Annotated in this window: 18 protein-coding genes; 7 read left to right on the top strand and 11 right to left on the bottom strand. The window is 68.8% G+C overall.

Going from position 1 to position 16,110, the window contains the following annotated elements; translation table 11 throughout:
* Positions 1–38: 38 nt before the first annotated feature.
* Both QSK05_RS29345 and QSK05_RS29340 read right to left on the bottom strand, forming a co-directional pair.
* Positions 39–221, bottom strand: coding sequence for a hypothetical protein (locus tag QSK05_RS29345; protein ID WP_285600613.1), 183 nt, complete (start codon positions 219–221; stop codon positions 39–41).
* Positions 222–414: 193 nt separating this feature from the next.
* The gene (locus tag QSK05_RS29340) at positions 415–1,350 is read right to left on the bottom strand and encodes a DUF6282 family protein (protein WP_285600612.1); all 936 of its coding nucleotides are present in this window, start codon (positions 1,348–1,350) and stop codon (positions 415–417) included.
* A gap of 120 nt (positions 1,351–1,470) precedes the next feature.
* Here QSK05_RS29340 and QSK05_RS29335 point away from each other — a divergent pair, with 120 nt between their 5' ends.
* The 3 genes from QSK05_RS29335 (at position 1,471) to QSK05_RS29325 (ending at position 4,266) form a co-directional block, all read left to right on the top strand.
* Positions 1,471–2,067 carry a TetR/AcrR family transcriptional regulator gene (locus tag QSK05_RS29335; protein WP_285600611.1) on the top strand — a complete coding sequence of 199 codons (597 nt, stop codon included), beginning with the start codon at positions 1,471–1,473 and terminating at the stop codon, positions 2,065–2,067.
* 94 nt (positions 2,068–2,161) lie between these two features.
* Positions 2,162–3,610 carry a DHA2 family efflux MFS transporter permease subunit gene (locus QSK05_RS29330; protein WP_285600610.1) on the top strand — a complete coding sequence of 483 codons (1,449 nt, stop codon included), beginning with the start codon at positions 2,162–2,164 and terminating at the stop codon, positions 3,608–3,610.
* Complete coding sequence (locus tag QSK05_RS29325; RefSeq protein WP_285600609.1) at positions 3,607–4,266, top strand: SGNH/GDSL hydrolase family protein; 660 nt, start codon at positions 3,607–3,609, stop codon at positions 4,264–4,266. The genes QSK05_RS29330 and QSK05_RS29325 overlap by 4 nt, the downstream gene beginning before the upstream one ends.
* A 71-nt stretch (positions 4,267–4,337) precedes the next feature.
* On the opposite strand, the gene QSK05_RS29320 is transcribed toward QSK05_RS29325, so the two are convergent.
* From QSK05_RS29320 to QSK05_RS29285, 8 genes are read right to left on the bottom strand one after another with little or no spacing between them, the layout of a single operon-like run.
* Entirely contained in the window at positions 4,338–5,162 is an 825-nt protein-coding gene (locus QSK05_RS29320; RefSeq protein ID WP_285600608.1) for an SAM-dependent methyltransferase, read from the bottom strand.
* A 2-nt stretch (positions 5,163–5,164) separates the two neighbouring features.
* The gene (locus QSK05_RS29315) at positions 5,165–6,028 is read right to left on the bottom strand and encodes a class-II aminoacyl-tRNA synthetase family protein (protein WP_285600607.1); all 864 of its coding nucleotides are present in this window, start codon (positions 6,026–6,028) and stop codon (positions 5,165–5,167) included.
* Complete coding sequence (locus QSK05_RS29310) at positions 6,018–6,266, bottom strand: acyl carrier protein (RefSeq protein ID WP_285600606.1); 249 nt, start codon at positions 6,264–6,266, stop codon at positions 6,018–6,020. The genes QSK05_RS29315 and QSK05_RS29310 overlap by 11 nt, the downstream gene beginning before the upstream one ends.
* Positions 6,263–7,192 carry a diiron oxygenase gene (locus QSK05_RS29305; protein ID WP_285600605.1) on the bottom strand — a complete coding sequence of 310 codons (930 nt, stop codon included), beginning with the start codon at positions 7,190–7,192 and terminating at the stop codon, positions 6,263–6,265. The genes QSK05_RS29310 and QSK05_RS29305 overlap by 4 nt, the downstream gene beginning before the upstream one ends.
* Positions 7,189–8,163, bottom strand: a complete 975-nt coding sequence (locus QSK05_RS29300; protein WP_285600604.1) for a hypothetical protein — start codon at positions 8,161–8,163, stop codon at positions 7,189–7,191. The genes QSK05_RS29305 and QSK05_RS29300 overlap by 4 nt, the downstream gene beginning before the upstream one ends.
* Positions 8,160–8,468, bottom strand: coding sequence for a phosphopantetheine-binding protein (locus tag QSK05_RS29295; protein WP_285600603.1), 309 nt, complete (start codon positions 8,466–8,468; stop codon positions 8,160–8,162). Before QSK05_RS29295 ends, QSK05_RS29300 begins: the two co-directional genes overlap by 4 nt.
* Before the next feature lie 25 nt (positions 8,469–8,493).
* Entirely contained in the window at positions 8,494–9,483 is a 990-nt protein-coding gene (locus QSK05_RS29290; protein WP_285600602.1) for a ribonucleotide-diphosphate reductase subunit beta, read from the bottom strand.
* Positions 9,480–11,222 (bottom strand): AMP-binding protein, encoded by a 1,743-nt coding sequence (locus QSK05_RS29285; protein WP_285600601.1) that lies wholly within the window; start codon positions 11,220–11,222, stop codon positions 9,480–9,482. The genes QSK05_RS29290 and QSK05_RS29285 overlap by 4 nt, the downstream gene beginning before the upstream one ends.
* 728 nt (positions 11,223–11,950) lie before the next feature.
* Between QSK05_RS29285 and QSK05_RS29280 the strand changes: the two genes are divergently transcribed.
* The gene (locus tag QSK05_RS29280; protein WP_285600600.1) at positions 11,951–12,148 is read left to right on the top strand and encodes a hypothetical protein; all 198 of its coding nucleotides are present in this window, start codon (positions 11,951–11,953) and stop codon (positions 12,146–12,148) included.
* Here QSK05_RS29280 and QSK05_RS29275 read toward each other — a convergent pair.
* The gene (locus QSK05_RS29275) at positions 12,141–13,721 is read right to left on the bottom strand and encodes a S53 family peptidase (protein ID WP_285600599.1); all 1,581 of its coding nucleotides are present in this window, start codon (positions 13,719–13,721) and stop codon (positions 12,141–12,143) included. The two genes, QSK05_RS29280 and QSK05_RS29275, sit on opposite strands and share 8 nt — an antisense overlap.
* Before the next feature lie 133 nt (positions 13,722–13,854).
* Between QSK05_RS29275 and QSK05_RS29270 the strand changes: the two genes are divergently transcribed.
* The 3 genes from QSK05_RS29270 (at position 13,855) to QSK05_RS29260 (ending at position 15,050) form a co-directional block, all read left to right on the top strand.
* The gene (locus QSK05_RS29270) at positions 13,855–14,340 is read left to right on the top strand and encodes a hypothetical protein (protein WP_285600598.1); all 486 of its coding nucleotides are present in this window, start codon (positions 13,855–13,857) and stop codon (positions 14,338–14,340) included.
* Between the two features lie 64 nt (positions 14,341–14,404).
* Positions 14,405–14,893, top strand: a complete 489-nt coding sequence (locus tag QSK05_RS29265; protein WP_285600597.1) for a hypothetical protein — start codon at positions 14,405–14,407, stop codon at positions 14,891–14,893.
* A 4-nt stretch (positions 14,894–14,897) separates the two neighbouring features.
* A complete protein-coding gene (locus QSK05_RS29260) occupies positions 14,898–15,050 on the top strand; it encodes a hypothetical protein (RefSeq protein ID WP_285600596.1) in 153 nt (50 codons plus the stop codon).
* Positions 15,051–16,110 lie beyond the last annotated feature (1,060 nt).

Below are 16,110 nucleotides of genomic sequence, written 5' to 3'. Positions count from 1 at the left end.
CGGCCCGGGCCCATCCCCGAGCCCTTGACCGGCTGCCCTCACGCCCCTTCGAGCGCTTGTACGACCAAGGATTCCGGCACCCGCGACGCGAACGCGGGCGGCGACTCGATCAGGCCGCTCTCCTGGTGGAACGCAGCAGCCTTGTCGTAGCCGGTGACCCGGGGTGCAGGGTCCGGGGGCACCTCTGCCTGCCACAGCGGGACGAGCCCGGTGACCGTCATCGGGGCGAGCGAGTCCAGGTCGTCCCCGAGCAGGACGGTGACCTCGGCCGGATCACCGTCGATCGTCCTCTCGCCCCGGGCGATCGCCGCAGGAAGGCCTGCGCCGCCGGCCCCTTCCGGTCGATCGTGGCCTGGGTGGTGAACACGATGCCGTGGGTCCGGCCCCGTGTGGACGCACCGGTTCCCGGGTCGCTCATGCGGGGCCCTTCGCGAGAGCGGTCCGGCGGGTGTTCTCCACAGCCATCACCCGCACCTCGTCCTCATGGAAACCGTTACGCAGCAACTGGTCGGCCATCAGGGCGAGACCGTCCTCGACGGGCGGGTTGAACGGCTGCCCGAGGTCGCTCGACAGGATCGAGTGCTCCGGCCCGACCTCCCGGATGTGCTCGTACAGCAGGTCCCAGGTGATCTTCCCGCTGTGCGGCGTGGTGAAGCAGCGCTCCATCAGGGCTCCGTAGGCGGTGAGCTCGCGCTGGGCCGCGACGGACAGTTGCTGGGAGGTGAACTCCGGGTGCGTCACCACGATCCGCCGCACCCCGGCCTCGTGCGCGGCCCGCACCGTGGTCAGGATCTCCGCCCCGGACAGGTGCCCGGTGGCCAGCACCATGTCGTGTTTCGCGATCAGCGTGAGCACCTGGCGCAGCGCCGTCACCGGCTCGCCGTCGGGGTCCACGACGTCGACGGGCGGCGCCATGATGCCCTGCTCGGCAAGCTCGGCCTGCACCTGCGCCCACATCGGGGGAGTGGCGCCCTGCGGAGCCCGGGTCTGGCTCTCGCGCTGGTTGCGGCTGTCCACCGTCGGCATCCAGACGATGCGGGCACCGCTGCGCCCGGCCAGCTCGACCGCCACCGGATTCAGCCCTCCCACCGAGGCGTTCAGCGTCAGGGCGCCCAGCACGTCGACACCGGGAACGACCGCCCGCACCACCTGGGCCCGCTCGGCCGTGGGCAGGTAGTGCGACTTGAGCACGAAACCGGCCAGCCCGGCGTCGCGGAAGCGCAGGGCCAGGGAGATGTCGTCGATCCGCCGCGCCATGACGTCGGGCGCGACGTGGACATGGGTGTCGTAGGCGCCGGTGACGAGTTCACGGGCCCGTGAGCCGGGTGGCGGATGATGAGTTCCAGGCATGAAGCCTCCAGAGATCGTCGACAACATTGTCAACAATTTGATCGTGGACCATGTCGGCATCTGGCGCAATTGGCCTGACCTTCGCCTCTGGGCGAACGATCGGTCGCTAAGATGGTTGCCATGTCCCGTAGTTCAGTGGCCGGAGCCGAGCAGACCCGCCGTGCGATCCTCGCCGAGACCGTGCAGCAGATGTCCGTGCACGGTGCCGGTGGTATCTCCCTGGGGGGTATCGCCACCACCCTGAACATGAGCAAGGCGGGCGTCGTCGGGCCCTTCCGCACCCGCGAGGCCCTGCTGCTGGCCGCGTTCGACCTCGGGGTGGCCGCGCTGCGCGAGCGGGTCGTCGACCCGGCCCTGGCCCTGCACCTGGGCCCGGGGGAGCGGCGGCTGCGGGTGATCGTCGAGGGTTGGACCGACTACCTGGTCAACAGTCCGTTCCGTGGCGGATGTCTGCTCACCAGCGCATCTTTCGAGCTGGACGGGCAGTCCGGGCCCTTGCGTGACCACATGGTCGAGGCGGCCCGGCAGTGGCGTCACTTCCTGCGGGCCCAGTTGGCCGAGGCGGTGGCGGCGGGCCACCGGCTGCCCCGCGACGTGCCCGACACGGCCGCCCTGCTGATCGCCCTGGGCCTGTCCCTGAACCAGGCCGTGCAGCTCGGCGACGCCGACACCCGCGACCGCACGGTCCGGCTGCTGCGCGAGACTGCGGGTCTGTGAGCGGTTTCGCCCGATTCGTTGACGCGCGGGTGGTGCGCGGATAAGTTCGGGTTGGCAAACGATCGTTCGCTATTTCCGGGGGAAGGTGCGATTCGTGTCCACAGCAGGTTTCCGAACGGCGGGCTCCCGAACAACAGGCTCCCGCACCACGGGCGTTCTCGCCGCCGGTGCCACCTTCCTGGCCATGCTCGACTCGACGGTCGCCAACCTCGCCGTCCCCTCGCTCGCCGGTGACTTTCCCGGCGACACCCCCGCCGGCACCCTGAGCGGCATTTCCTGGGTGATCACGCTGTACGCCATCGTGTTCGCCGCCCTGCTCGCACCGGCCGGCCGCTTCTCCGACGTGATCGGTCGGCGGGCCTTGTTCTGTTCCGGTGTAGCGGTATTCACCGTGATGTCGCTGTTGTGCGCCCTCGCGCCGAACCTCGACGTGCTGGTCGTGGGCCGGGGCCTACAGGCCATCGGCGCGGCCGCGATGGTGCCGGCCTCACTCGCCGTGGTGCTCACCGACACCCCTTCCTCCCAGCGCACGAAGACCATCGGCCTGTGGAGCGCCGCCGGCGCCCTGGCCGCGGCCATCGGCCCGGGTCTGGGCGGCGTCCTGGTCGAATGGGTGGGCTGGCGCTCGCTCTTCCTCATCAACGTGCCGATCGGCATCGTCCTGTTCGTCGCCGGCCGGCGCCTGATCGGCACCGGCCTGCGCGGCGGGCGGGTGCCCGACCCGATCGGCACGGTGATCCTGGTGTTCGGGGTGGGCCTGACCGTGCTGGGCGCCACCAAGGGCGAGGAATGGGGCTGGAGCAACCTCTCCACCCTCCTGGCGCTGGGGTTCGGCCCGGTCCTGGTTGCCTTCGTGCTGCTGCGCTCCACCCGGCACGCCGTCCCTGTGGTCGAGACCACGCTGTGGCGCAACCGCACCTTCCTGCGCGCCAACCTCGCCGCGATGGTCTACGGCGCGGCCCTGTTCACCTGGCTGCTGGTCGGTGTGCTGGTCCTGACCGAGCAGTGGCACTACTCCACGCTGAAGGCCGGTCTGGCGATGAGCCCAGGGGCTCTGGTGGCGTCGGTGACCGCGATCATCGCCTCGCGGGTCGGGGAACGGGTCGGACCCCGCGTCATCTCGGTCGTCGGCTCGCTGACGATCTTCGCGGTCGGGGTGTTCTGCTGGATCTTCCTGCCCGAGAACCCGCACTTCACGGCCTTCTGGCTGCCGTTGAGCTTCGTCATCGGCTTCGGTATCGGCCTGATGTCGTGGAGCCTCTCGGTCGCCGCGGTGATGTCGGCCAGCCCGGTCAAGTTCGCCAGCGCCACCGGCATGAACATCGCCTGCCGCCAGGTCGGCGGTGCCCTCGGCATCGCCGCCATGACGGCCATCATCGCCGCCCGGCCGGGCCTGTCCGGCTACCAGCTCGTCTACCTGGTCTGCGGCCTGTGCGCGCTCGCGGCGGCCGCGGCCAGCGCCGGATTCCACTTCCCGAAGTACGTGCCCGCACCGGCGCCTCGCAGCGAGGCGACGCCAGCCACCGAAGGGACCGTCCGTTGAGCGACAACATCGCACAGGACCTCTACACCCAGGACCTGACCCGCGCCGGCGACCTGCTCGCCAAGGCTCCCTGGAAGCGTCTGGCGGTGCTCGGTGACAGCCACGCCGCGGGTATCCGGGAAGTGGTCCAGGGGTACCCGGACAAGTCGTGGTTCGACTGGCTGAGCGAGAGTCTGCTGTTGTCGCAGCCCGGGCTACGGGCCAAGAACTTCGGCCAGAAGGGACTTCTCGCCCGGGAGGTGCGAGCCCGGCAGGTGAAGCCGGCGCTGGAGTTCGAGCCCGATCTGGCCGTGGTGCTGTGTGGCGGGAACGACTTGCTACGCGGTTCGTTCGACGGGGTCGCCGCCGAGCTCGACCAGATCGTGCGGCCGCTGCGTGAGAGCGGCGCGACCGTGGTCACCATGGGCCTGTTCGACATCACCCGCTCCGGGCTACTGCCCGACGAGTTCAAGCCGCCGCTGAAGGCCCAGCTCGACGAGCTGTACGCGATCGTGGGCGGCGTCGCCGAACGCAACGGCACGCTTCACATCGACTTCGGAACCCACCCGGCCGCGGCTCAGGACGACGTGTACGCCAGCGACTTCCAGCACCTCACCACCCGGGGCCACGCGGTCGTCGCGTCCGCGACGGTGGTTCGGCTGAGCGAGCAGAACTGAAAGAAGCGAGCAGAACTGAGCTGAAACACCTGCGCGGTCCGGCCGGAGCGCCGGACCGCGCAGGCACCGTTTCAGGGCTTGACCGCGACCCCCGCGTAACAGTTCACCGGGGCACCCCGGGCACCCAGCCGGCTGCTCAGCGGTGAGGGCTCCGGCCGCCAGTCGGGCAACAGCACGATCCCGGGCTCCAGCAGCCCGAAATCGCCGAACAGCAGGGCCAGCTGGTCTTTCGTGCGGTAGTCCAGATGGCCGTAGGCGCCGGCGTAGACCTCCCCGATCGCCTGCCCCCGACCGTCCAGCTCGCCGGTACCGTGGCTGATGGCCAGGTGACTGCCGGGGGCCAGCGCATCCCGGTAGACCTCCAGCGCGGCGGCCACCTCGTCCCGGTCGAGGAAGTGCAGCACGTTGAAGAAGAACAGCGCCACCGGTTGCGAGAGATCCAGCCGGGAGATCACGTCCGGGTGCTGGAGAATCTCCTGCGGTTTGGTCAGGTCGCCCTGGAACGAGCCGCAGTGCGGCAGGTCTGCGAGCAGCTCGCGGCCCCGGGCCGCCGCCACCGGGTCGATGTCGACGTAGACCACCTTCACGTCCGGGTTGATGGCGTGGGCCACCTCGTGCACGGACGCCCGGGCCGGGATGCCGGAGCCGATGTCGAGGATCTGCGTTACCCCGCCCGCGACCAACTCGCGCACCACTCGTTTGATGAGTTTGCGGTTCTCCCAGATGGTCAGCCGGATCATCGGGGCGGCGTTGCGGGCGGCGTGCGCCACGTCGCGGTCTTCCTCGACGTGGCGGTCACCGCCCATCAGGTAGTCGTACATCCGCGCGATGCTGGGACGGGACAGGTCCGCACCCTCCACCACCCAGCCCGGTTCCGGTTGTGTCGAAGACGTCATGCTTACGCTCCAGAAGTCGTGAGTAGCTGGTCGACGGAGGCGAGGGCGGGATACTGCCGGCCCAGGGCACTGATCCAGCGCTCCAGGCCGAAGGCCACACAACCGGTGAAAGCCGGCGAGCCGTCGGGCAGCCGGATCCGGTACCGGTCGCCGAAGAAGTTACGGTGGAAGTTCACCGATGCGATGGCCAGTGTGCCGTCGTACAGGAACTCCTCCTTGGTCGGGAAGAGCTTCTGCATCTTGCTCTTGGCGCCGTTCGGGTCGAAGAACGGGTCGGTGGCCACGTCGACGTGGTGCGGCAGGCCCAGCTGTTCCAGGAATGCCGCGATCCGCGCCTTGAACGTGCCCAGGTGCTCCAGCACGGTGTCGCGGTCACCGACGAGGATGACCTCCCGCATGGTGAAGCCGAACAGCCGTCGCAGGCCCTCGTAATGGTCCTCCCGACGGAAACACGTTGCCACCGTGGTGATCACGCGATTTCCACCCTCGACCGGGGAGCCTGCCAGGTCGAAGTAGGCGCCGTAGCAGGCGGCCGAGGGGAGCACGTACTCGGCATCGACCAGCGCCGACGCCACCACCGCGCCGTCCGCGACCGTGCCCTCGGCGAGCCCCGCGTCACTCATCAGCGTGCGGTTCAGTGCGGAGACGGGTGAGGCCAGGTGCGGGAAGTTGTCGAAGTAGTCCATCTTCGCCAGGTCCCCGACGGTGAGCAGAGGTGGGAATCGGTACTCCTGCGCGCCCGCCTCCAGGCCCCACCCGGCGAAGGTCCGGTCCAGGCGGCCCAGCAGCCCGATCGCGGCGGGACCCAGGGTGGCCCGGCCGTCACCGGTGACGTCGGTGCCCGTCAGCACGGTCTCAGACGTCATCGAAGAACCTCTTCCTGATCGACTCGACGGTCCGGAAGTCCTCCCTGCTCACCGAGTCGATCGAGATCTCCCGGCCCGAGTGCTCCTCGAGCAGCAGGATGAACTCGACAAACCCGAGCGAGTCGAGCACCCGGTTCTCGATCAGGTCGTAACCCGGCGGGATCTGCTCGCCGCTGCCCTGCACCTTCTGGTAGCGCGTGCGCAGGTTCTGCGCGACGACGTCGAAACCGTTGCTCACGAGGCCGCCCCGGCCCGGCGCGGTTCCTCGAACAGCGGCGAGGTGAACACGCCGGTGCTGGTCATGAACGAGATGCTGCGTTTGAGGATCCGTTCCACGTAGGCCGGGTGGGACGGGTCGGCCAGCACCTGACGGCGCACCTCGTAGGGGTCGGGTATTCCCGCGTCCTTGTAGATCAGGGGGTCGACCAGGCTGTCGATCGAGGCGATCATGTACCGCTTGATGTACGCCTCCAGCACGGCCTGCTGGGTCTGGTCGATGCGGTCGCGCAGGTCCGACCAGAGCATGGCGACGATCTGCCGGCCGAACGCGATGTGTCGCGACTCGTCCCGGTGGTGCACCTCGTTGACCTTGCGGATCGTCGGGTCGAGGCGCTCGTCCTGGCCCATCCGCTGGTTGAACACGTCCACCAGCTCCTCGAAGATCAGCAGCCGGGAGAAGACCAGGAAGTGGTCGGCCTCGGCCACGCCCGGCCCGGCCAGGCTCATGGCGCGGGAGGGGTAGATCTTGCCGCCGTACCGCAGGCAGAACTCGGCGAAGAACCACATGTGCTCGTTCTCCTCGCCGATGATGTGGTGGAAGTACGCCGAGGGCACCACGAAATCGGCCGTGTGGATCCGCGCGATGATCTCGTGCAGCAGTTCGCGGATACCGTGCACGTTGAGGCTGTAGAAATTGATGCTCTCCCAGCGCGAGATCACCTGCAGCTGCTGCTCGCTCAGGGTGGCGCCGATCGCTGTGCCGTGCTCGACCATCATCTCCGGCGTCATCCACCAGCGCTGCTCCGGCAGGCTGTCGGGCCACCGGAACTCGCGGTACGGGTTGTAGTAGTCCCGCTCCGACAGGTCCACCAGGCGCTTGAGCACGTCGCGGAACCCGGGGTCCTGATCGAGCCGTTCCCGGACGCTGGCGTAGGTGGTGGTCATCTGGCTCCTACCCTTCTGATCACGGTGCGGGTGGTCGCCGGGCGCGCGCCGCCGGCTGTGTGGTGCAGTGACTCGGGAGCCCCGGCACCGATCGCGCCCGGCAGCATCCGGTTGATGCGCGAACCCACGCAGGCTGCGGGGATACCGGGATGCGGGTGCTCGGCGAGGGCCGACAGTCGCTCGAAGACCGCGTCGACGGGCTTGGTGACCCCGTCGTCGTCCACCACCTCGACCCAGGAGTGCGCCAGGTCGAGCATGCCGAGGATCCACCCGCCCCGGGTGCGGGCCTCGTAACCGGCCGCCTGGAACTCTTTCTGCAGGTAAGTGGACGCCGCGACGCACGGGGCGACCCCCGCGTCCAGGATCGGTGCGTAGTCGTGCTGGCAGTCCTCCGGCAGCCGGACCCAGCGGTACCCGCGGTCGAGGAACTCCTCGGTGATCTTGCGCAGCGCCGGGGAGACCAGACCCTGCACCTTGCCCGCCGTGCTGATGCTGCCCGAGAACGTCACCGGGCCGGGCCCGTCGAATTCGAAGTGCGTGGGCGTCATCCGCACCGCCGCCGAGCTCTCCCAGTTCTCCAGGAGTCCGCCGTTCAGCTCGGGCAGGAACCGGGTGTGCGACCACCGGCCGGCCGCGTCGTCCGGTACCGACATCTCGATCGAGAACGACCACCGCATCGGGGTTTCCCAGGTACGGGGATCCTCCCGCATCCAGCGCAGGGCGTAACGCACGGCCCGCTCGGGACGGGACTGCCCGGTCCCGGCGTCGAGGGCGAGGTTGGTGAGGTCGTTACGGTCGAACCGGCCCCCGTCGTGGGGCAGCCCGGCGGCGACCAGGTCGGCGAAAATATCCGGACCACAGCGTAAAACATCCTGGGCCTCGTCCTCGTCCAGCAGTGGCACCCGGTAGCCGGCGGGTACCGGGTAGAGCCGGGAGAGAGCGTTGAGCCAGGCCTCACGTTCAGCCGTCACTGTGGGCCCGGCGCTGCCGTCGGGCCGATCAGCGAGCTGACCAGCTTCTCGATGTCACCGACCGTGGCCATCTCCACGGCCTGCCCCTCCGGCACCTCGCCCAGGTCGAACTCGGTCTCCAGCGCCATCGCCAGTTCAAGTGTGCCGAGCGAGTCGAAACCCAGGTCGGTCAGCTGGTCGCCGGTCTCGACCTCCCGGCGGCCTCCGGGCACCAGACTGCCCACGACATCCCGCACCCGGGCGCCGATGTCCGGGGAAGAGGTGGACGATGTGGTGTTCTCGCCGATCTCGGTGTTCTGAGCCATGTCTGTCTCCTGTGGGTAGGGTCGTTCAGCGGGCGGCGGCGACCGGGTGCGGTGTACCCCAGACGTCCGCGTACTCCGACAGGGCGGTCTCCAAGGTGCGGTCCCAGATCTTCTCGGTGTCGTCCCGCAGTTCTGGAAGACCCATCAGGCGCAACTGGCGCAGCGCCCGGGTACGGGTGAGATCCCACTGGGTACTGAGCAGGGCGGCCCGCTGCAGCAGGGCCGGGCGCAGCACCGGGGCCGCGCTCTTGCGCTGCGGGTTCACCATGATCCGGGCCGAGGCCTCGACTCCGTTCAGGTAGACCTGCGCGATCCGGTCCCGCAGCGGGCCCTCGACGGCCTGCCGGGTGGCGGCCAGACCGTAGGTGAAATGCCTTGACTCGTCGCGAATCACATTGCCCAGGCCTTCTTCCAACGCGGGCAGCTGGAACCGCCGGGCGATGCGCCGGGTCAGGTGCAGTGCGGCGGCGGCCAGGATGCCCTCGGTGACGAGGTGGTACTCCACCACCGCCGTGTGCCACCAGCCCACGTCCCCACCGGTGGCTGCCACCTGCTCCAGGCTCGATCGCAGCGTCGGCTCGAACAGCTGGGCGTAGGCCGAGTCGTCCTCGTCTGCAGCGTCTTCCAGGCCGACGGCGTCCAGCCGGTAGTCCTGGAAGAACTGGGCGTGCCGGGCCTCGTCGGCGACCTGGGTGCTGAGGAACAGGCGGTCGGGGTCGGAGGGAGCGAAACCGACCAGGGTGCTGAGGGTGCGGCTGACGAAGACCTCACCGGTCTCCAGCTCGTTGAGCGCACCCAGCAGTTCCTGACGCGCGAACGGCCGCAGCGTCTCCCACTGCTCCCGATCGCGCCCCACGTTCACCTGGGCGATCGCCCACTGCTGCTTCTCCCACTGGTTGTACAGGGCGCGGGGCGGTGGTAGCCGACTGTCCCGGGCCCCGGGTGTGTCCTCGACGTCGAGCAGACCGACGACGGGCGCCGTCTCGTTCGTCGTCGTCTCGTTCGTAGCGGTCATGACCGGCCTTCCTGGGTCGCGAGCTGCCAGTCGGTGAGGTCACCGGCCAGATAGTCACGCCACAGCACGCGCCGACGCGGTTTTCCGCTCGAGGTGCGGGCAATGGCCCCGGAACGGCCCGCGTAGACCGGGCAGTCGAACTCCGGGCTGGTGCGGGCGCGCACGGTGGAGATGATCGTGCCGATCCGGTCGTTCCAGCGTTCCGGGGACGAGCTCTCGATCAGCACCACGGCCCGGTCGCAGCCGCCGGAGCGGCCGAGCAGCACCGCGACCTGTCCGTGCCGGGCCCCCGAGACCCGCTCCAGTTCGGCCTCCAGGTCTTCGGCGAACACCATCGCACCGCGCACCTTGATGCTGTCGCCGATCCGGCCGACCACAAAAAGCTCGCCGTCGAGCAGAAAACCGGCGTCGCCGGTGAGATGACCGGCGGGGTCGAAGTCGATGGTCCGGCGGTCGCCCAGCACGTAGCCGTCGGCCAGCGAGGTCCCGCTGATGGAGATCTCGCCCAAGGTTCCGTCGGGAACCTCCGCACCTTCGTCGTCGAGCACGTGCACCTCCAGGCCGGCGAGCGGGCGGCCGCAGCCCACCAGATGCTCGCCGGTCCCGCGGTCACGTCCGAGCAGCCCGTCGCGCCGCGCGCCGACCGGGGACCCGGGCGCGACCACGGTGCTGGGCACCTTCACCAGGGGCGATCCGTCGGCCGGGTGGACCCCGGTGACGGCCAGGGTCGCCTCGGCCAGGCCGTAGGCGCCCACCAGCGCGTGCGGGTCGAAGCCGAAGGGCGCGGCTAGCCGGGTGAAGTCGTTGACCCCAACCGGGTCGATGCGCTCGGCACCGAGAATCGCGATGCGCCAGCGGGAGAAGTCGTAGCCGGCCAGGTCGTCGGGGGAGACCCGGCGGGCGGCGTAGGAGTAGCCGAAACTCGGTGAGGTGGTGATGGTCGCGCCGTACTTCCCGAAGCATTCCACCCAGCGCCCGGGATTGCGGATGAACTGCTCGGGGCTGAGGATCCAGGTGTCCACGCCGTTGGTGATGCTCGTCAGCATCTGGCCGATCAGCCCCATGTCGTGGAACAGCGGCAGCCATCCGGCGAACCGGTCCTGCGGTGTCAGGCCCAGCCAGTCCCGGATGGCAGCGACGTTCGCGGTGAGCGCGCCCCAGCTCACCCGGACCCCCTTGGGGTCGCCGCTGGAGCCGGAGGTGAACTGCAGCAGCGCGGTGCCCCCGGGTGGTCGGTCGGCCGGTACCCGGACCGGTGGACCCTTCGCCCCGGTCTCCCGAACGACCGTGAAAGTAACGACAGGAGAGGGCAGTCCGGAGGCCTTGACAGCCTCCTGGGCATATTCGTGCGATTCCTCACCGGCCATCACGAGGGCCGGGTCGGCGGCGTTGAGGATGCCGGACACGTGCGAGATGTAGCCGTCGGCCTTGCGGAACAGTCCCCGGGGCATGACGGTCGAGGGAGTGACCCCGGCGAGCAGGCAGCCGAAGAAGGAGACGATGAACTGCTCCGACTCGCTGACCATGAGGGTCACCACGTCGCCGTAGTGCAGCTCCTGCGCCTGTAGGCCCGCGGCGAACACCTTCACCTGGACGGCCAGGTCGCGGTAGGAGATGTAGTCCCAGCCGGCGGTCGGGGCGGCCACGTGCAGGCCGACGTCGCCGGATGCCTGGGTGAGCCACCGCAGCAGCGGCTCGGCGGCTGTCTGTGAATCGGCGGTGGTGAAGGTTTCGAGCACCCGTCGGATTCCTTCCCGAAGAAGATCTTTCACGGCGTGCAGGCAGGACGAAGTCTCCGGACAGCGAAAAGTGCTGTCGGACAGACGAACGTGAGAGGTCTTTGCTAAGTGAGGAATTCAGCTCGGATGAGCGGAAGTGAATGTCCGGTCGTGCGTCATCATTGACGGCCCCCTGGAATGAATGGTGAGTCACCATTTTTCGGCAGCGGCGGAAGGTTCTGGTTCCGCGCGACACTGCCACTGTCACGTGGCGGTCGGCCCGTGGCAGTTCTGATCGACCGCTTACCCCATCGATCCAGCCCGATGCTACATCAGAGTAACTATGGGGGGAATGCCCGTTTTCGTGATGATTCGGCCGTCGTCCCTGATCGGGGGTGCCGGGCGGCGCGGCGGTGCGCTAGCATCGCGCCGTGATCTGGAGGCTGGCCCCGCGTGAGGTGCGCAGCGCTGTCGTCTTCGGCGACCACTCGTTCCGGCAGGACTTCTACCAGTAGGCGAACCCCCCGTTCGCTGCACTGTCGTGGTCCTTTGTCTGCCAGAAGGTTTCTTCGTGCTGTTCGATGCCCTGTTGTCCCGTTTTGCCCATCCCGATCTGCGACGGGTGGCAGCGCACATGCCGCTGCTGTGATCCACCCTCGAGGGTGCGCAGGTCCGCCTCGCCGGTTGGCCGGCTACGACTCACCCCGACGTCGGCGAGGTGCTCGGCCTGCCGGGCCGGGGTGTCCAGTGTGGCCAGCAGTTACCGGGAGCACCCGGTGCACGCTCTGCTCGCCGCCGGGGTGCCGGTGGCCTTGGCCACCGACGACCCACGGGCGTCGGCGATCACCCTGTCCGGCGAATATGCCCGAGCCGAAACCGACGTCGGGCTCGACCGGCAGCAGATCGCCCGGATCCGCGAGACCGCTCACCGGGCCCGGTTCAGCTGAACCGTTGCCGTAGCACTGCCAGCAGTTCCTCGCCGTGCGGCGATCCCAGGCCGGTGTTCGGGTCCCAGCCTGGCCGGGCCGCGTACGTGCCGTTGTCACCGAGCACCACGTCGCGAAAGCCCGGGGTCACCGTGTCGGCCTTCAGGTCCTGGTAGATCAGCGGCTGCAGCAGACCCAGCGGCCGGTCCAGCGACTGCGCCGCCCGGCACACCAGCGCCGCCCACAACGGGGTGGCGGCGCTGGTGCCGCCCACGCAGATCTCGTTGCCGCCCAGAAGAATCCGGTAGCCGGTCTGGTTGTCGGCGTTCGCCGCCACGTCGGGCACGCCGCGTCCGTGCTCCTGTGCGTCGGGACGCGGTGGCACGTCGGCCGTTCCCTGCCACGGGGGAAGGTCGAAGACGCCGCTGACACCACCCCCGGTCGCGCTGGAGGCCCCGGTGTTCCAGGTCGTCTCGCTGTGGATGGTGCCGGTGGCCGGGTCGGCGATCAGCGAGGTGCCGCCGCAGGCCAGCACGCAGGGATCGGAGGCGGGATAGTTCACGTGGGAGCCACCGTCGGGCATGCCGCTGGAACTGCCGGAGTCACCGCTGGCTGCGCACACCGTGATGCCCAGCGCCGCAGCGTCTTCGAACAGGTCATGCATGGCCAGCGCGAGCTGACCGGAGTAGGTGATCTCTGGCGAGCCCCAGCTCAGGCTGATGACCGTCGGCGACGGGGAGGCGTGGATCGCCGCGCGCAGCGCCAGCAGGATGCCCTGGCCGTTGTTGTGCGTCACGTAGTTGAGGATCGTGGCGCCGGGGGCCAGGGCCCCGGCGATCTGCAGGTCGAGCGTGACCTCGAGGTCGAACCGGGTCGCCGGCCCGTCGCCCGGTGCGGTCGGGGCACCGTCGATGCTGATGTGCGTGATGTCGGGGGTGCTCAGACCCAGCGCCGCGAAGTAGTCGTCCAGATCCTGCGGTCGGCACGCCCCACCCAGCGAGATCACGGCCAGTCGCCGCCCGGTGCCGTCCAGTTCCGGCGGGAACCGGTAGAGTCGGCCGAGTTCCACTGGGGAGTAGGTGATCTGGGGAGTGCTGTCGGGTACGTGGAACTCGGGACGGGCAATGGGCTGCGTGCCCAGGCCGATCACCGACAGGACGATGCCGTCCAGCTCTGCGGGCAGAGTCATCTCACCGATCCGCCGCCGGTACCGCACCGGGTCGGGGCGGAACGGGTCTTCCCCCTCGAAGAGTTCCAGCTCGGTGCCGAACACGCTGGTCAGCCCGGCCAGCGTGCCCTCCACCGTGACCAGGCGGGCCTCGGCGTCGGCCTCCACCACCTGCAGGCCCGCCCGCTGAACGATCTCCGAGACCAACGCGACATCCGCCGGGTCGGCGCCGAACTGCTTACTGAGCTGCTCGTTGGTCACCACCGCGGCGGTCTGTACCAGGCGGTCGGGCAGCGGGGCCCGGCGGCGCAGCAGCAACGTGATCCGGGTGCGCCCCTCCGGCTCCGGAGTTGTCTCCAGTGGCGTCTCCCGCAGCCAGCGGCGGCTTTCGCTGCCCGGCAGTACGACGCGTCCATCCTTGGTCATCGTGCTTCCCCCTCCGTGGATCTTCCCCCTACGCCGGACATTCTGCCCAGAACAATGGGTTCGAACCACCGGATTGGCGATACCCGTCCGGGTGGAGGTTGCGCGGGGGACCGGCGAACGATCAAGGTGTGGTGTGCACGAAAAAGGCATAGCGGACCCCGCCGGGTTCGTCCTGACCCTGCTCGGCATTTCGCTGGTCTTCCTCGGGTCGGTCGTAGTGCTGCTGAGCGTGGATCGGCAGACCCGGAAGCGCCAGGCGGCCGCTCTTGTCTCGAAGGTGCCCAACGATCTCGGGCAGAGGAGGGCCTTGCTGGCGGCCCTGGGATCCGGAACCGCTCCCGAACGGCTGACCGAACTGCGGCTGTACGCCACCGCCCTGCGGTCCCGCCGGTGGATGGTGCTCCTCCAGACCGGAGTCCTGATGGGGTCCTGGGGAAGTTTTCTACAGACGCCCAGCGGCGGGCAGGTTTCGGTCGCCGGCCTGGTGACTGTCATCTACTTGCCCCTCCTCGTCTTTTCCGAGCGTAATGCCCGGGTCGCCGACACCTTCCTGCGTCGGTATCCCGAGGGGGAGCCGATGGGGGACGAGGCGACGGGCGATCGGGGTCCCGTCGCCTGAGTCCGGAAGGGCTTCCTTGATCACTCGGGTTGCGACCGGGTTGATCGGGCGGTGAAGTGTGCCCATGGACGATTGGGGCAATCTGGACCGGCTGGCGTTGGGCCTGAGCGTCGTGGGTTTCGCCCTGGCGGTGATCGGCAGCGTTCTGGGTGTCCTGAGCGCGGTCCGGATGGGCAGGCTGCGCCGGGAAGCAGGTCTGCCCGAGAGCATGCCCAGCCACTTCCGGCAGAGAGAACGTCTTCTCGAGGTTCTTGAACAGGGCCCCGGCTCCCGTGAGCAGATGATCCGGTTGCGTTCCTACGCCCGATGGCTGCGATCTCAGCGGTGGCTCGAGCTGACGAGTGTGGGGATGACCATCGGGCAGTGGGGATTCCTGGTCGAGGCGCCCTTCTGGTGGTGGGGCCCGTTCGCCGTCGCGTTCACCCTGTTCGCCATCGCCTTCATCGTCCTGACCGAGCGCAATGCCCGTCCCGCGGACACTTTCCTGCGCCGCTATCCCGAAACCGAGCCCATGGGGGACGAAGCGACGGGCGATCGCGGCCCGCTCGTCTGAGGAGATGGACGGGATCGGGATCCTGGACCGGAGCGGGCTGGTGCTGGTCTTCAGCGGTCTGGCGGCGGTGATGATCGCGGTGGTCCGGATCTACCACGACTCGATCAACCAGGTCGAGAAGCGCCGGGCCGCAGGCCTTTCCCCGGACCGTCCGTAAGGGCTGGCCCAGAAAGACGCCCTGCTTCAGGCTCGTCAGCGCCCTGACGACGTGGAGCTCACCGAATCACAGTTGGTCGAGCTACGCCTGAAGGCCACGACCCTGCGGTCCGCGCGTGCTCTGACAGTCGTTCAGGCTGGACTGGTCATGGGGTGATGGGGAAACTTCCTCATCAACCAGTGGCTGTGGTTCGGTGTTTTCGCCGCGCTCATGACTCTCACGCTCCTACCCGTGTACATCCAGGTCGAGCGCGACGCCCGCATCGGCTCGGCCTTCCTGCGTCGCTTCCCGGCCCGAGGAAGATCTCTGCGCGGGTCGCGCAGAGACCGGTACTCGCGCAGGAACGTCTTGGAATGGCGTCCGGGCCGGACTCGGTCAAGGCCCCGAAGGCAGCGCGCAGGCTTGCCCCGGCGATGCGGCGCTGATCAGTCCGGTCGCGTTCGCCTCGGTGGCCCGGCCCAGCGTGCCGGATCACCCCACGACATCACTCACGCCGCCAGGATGCGCCGGTTGATCCGGTGACCGTGACCACCCCGCCGACGAAACTCCCGTCCTGCACCACCAGCACGGGCCGAACCCCCGCTCGGCGAACGCTCCGCCGTTGTGTAACGGTTTCGCAACCCCGCTGTAGGTAACGGCAAGCGGTCGGCCCCACCCCCCCCGAGCGCCCGGCAGCGAAATGGCGTTGGCCGTGGTCCGGACTTGAGTCGCGACTCCTACAGCCGTAGAAGAAGCGCCGTGAATGACGGCATCATTTCGGGGCTGTGAAGGAACTGGGCAGAAGCATTGCCTTGATCAACAATGCCGCACCGGGATTTCCGGCGACTCATCTCCTCGGCTTTCAGCGAACAAGTAAGCAGGGGAAGACAGCGACTCGAAAGGACCCCGGCCAAGGCCCCTCGCGGCCCGATCCAGAGCAGTAGTGCCCGGATGACTCTCGGATACTGCCCCGACGTACACCCAGCGGGCGCCGACCGGGCGCCGACCTGATGTCCACCGGTACCGAGCTGGTGCTGGGCGCATGCAGGGCCGGTGGTGAGCTGATGCCGATGCGGCCCGA

Source organism: Kineosporia sp. NBRC 101731 (genome assembly GCF_030269305.1).
Classification (GTDB): domain Bacteria; phylum Actinomycetota; class Actinomycetes; order Actinomycetales; family Kineosporiaceae; genus Kineosporia.
This window is presented reverse-complemented; position numbering and strand designations above follow the sequence as displayed.